3 protein-coding genes and 1 pseudogene are annotated in these 1,196 nt (G+C 37.7%); 2 read left to right on the top strand and 2 right to left on the bottom strand.

Going from position 1 to position 1,196, the window contains the following annotated elements; genetic code table 11:
- Together PVV60_RS10570 and PVV60_RS10565 are read left to right on the top strand one after the other, a co-directional pair.
- Positions 1 to 92: pseudogene (locus tag PVV60_RS10570) on the top strand (integrase); the annotation flags it as partial.
- A 207-nt stretch (positions 93 to 299) separates the two neighbouring features.
- Complete coding sequence (locus PVV60_RS10565; protein ID WP_015856172.1) at positions 300 to 500, top strand: AlpA family transcriptional regulator; 201 nt, start codon at positions 300 to 302, stop codon at positions 498 to 500.
- A gap of 51 nt (positions 501 to 551) precedes the next feature.
- On the opposite strand, the gene PVV60_RS10560 is transcribed toward PVV60_RS10565, so the two are convergent.
- A complete protein-coding gene (locus tag PVV60_RS10560) occupies positions 552 to 911 on the bottom strand; it encodes a hypothetical protein (RefSeq protein WP_273724680.1) in 360 nt (119 codons plus the stop codon).
- A gap of 64 nt (positions 912 to 975) precedes the next feature.
- Entirely contained in the window at positions 976 to 1,104 is a 129-nt protein-coding gene (locus PVV60_RS10555; protein ID WP_273724679.1) for a hypothetical protein, read from the bottom strand.
- Positions 1,105 to 1,196 lie beyond the last annotated feature (92 nt).

Genomic DNA, 1,196 nt, shown 5'->3' with positions numbered 1-1,196 from the left:
AAGTAGAGCGTGCCTATCGTCGTACTGACTATCTAGAACAGCGCCGTGTCTATATGGATAAATGGGCGGCTTATGTCACTGGTCAATCTTAAGATATGGGGTGCATAACCCCATTATCTGTGGATAACTTTAGCTCTCTCCTCTCTCATTCGCTCTCAATAAGACTCATAATTTATCACATTACAAATTATATGATAAAATATTGTTTTTTATAAATAAAATACCTTCAAAAATGAACCAAAATGTGGTTAATAAATAGTTATGATTTGTTCCCATTTTCATTATGAAAGGATTTTATTATGACAGAAAATGATATTCTTTTGACAGACCGTGAAAGTGCAAAATTGCTTCATATGAGTGTCTCAACATTCCGCCGTCATGTTACCAATGGCTCTTTGCCAAAACCTTTAAAATTTGGTTTTTTATCGCGTTGGTTACAATCAGATCTCTTGAATGTCATCGAACAAGCAAAACAGCAACGTTATAACGACGCGGCATAAAAAAAACCTTGTCACGTAAGGACGAACAAGGCTTTCTTGCTGAAGCAAGACTTAAGGCTGGCATTCAAGTTGTTCTGAATGTTTTTTACAATAAGGGCTATTTAAGCGTCTCTCAACACTTCGCTGAGGCATGACAGCACCAGGACGACATATGGGAAGATTGTCCGATTTATGATTTTCACACCAATCTTGTATTGTAAAGCTAGGACGAAAACCTGATTGCGCCATACACATTTCAATACTGGCAAATTGATTCAAATCTAGCGCCACAACCTTATTAAGGTCCGGTACTCCACATTCTAAAAGTATTTTATTTCTCCATAATGCTGGAGAAAGTGAGGGAATTGAGTTAACACATCCAGTGATACTTAACAGAGCTATGCAACTCAACAGTTTTAAGATTTTCTTCATTTTTCCCCTCTTTTAATGGATTTATTTACGATAAAACAGCTCATAAGCCTGTTGATATTTTCTGTCACCGCTGTTTAAAACAACGCTGAACAATATTGAGATGGTGGATTGAAAAAACAATCCCGCCATTCCAAGTTAAGGCAAGGATGGCGGATTGTTGATCATTACCAATAGCAAAACTTAAGGTTGGCATTCATCCGCGTTTTTATACCTTTTACAAAACGGGCTGTTTAAGCGCTTTTCGACACTTCTCTGTGGGATGACAGCACCAGGCTGACAAATGGG

Source organism: Bartonella sp. AU18XJBT, assembly GCF_028618595.1.
Lineage (GTDB): Bacteria > Pseudomonadota > Alphaproteobacteria > Rhizobiales > Rhizobiaceae > Bartonella.
This window is presented reverse-complemented; position numbering and strand designations above follow the sequence as displayed.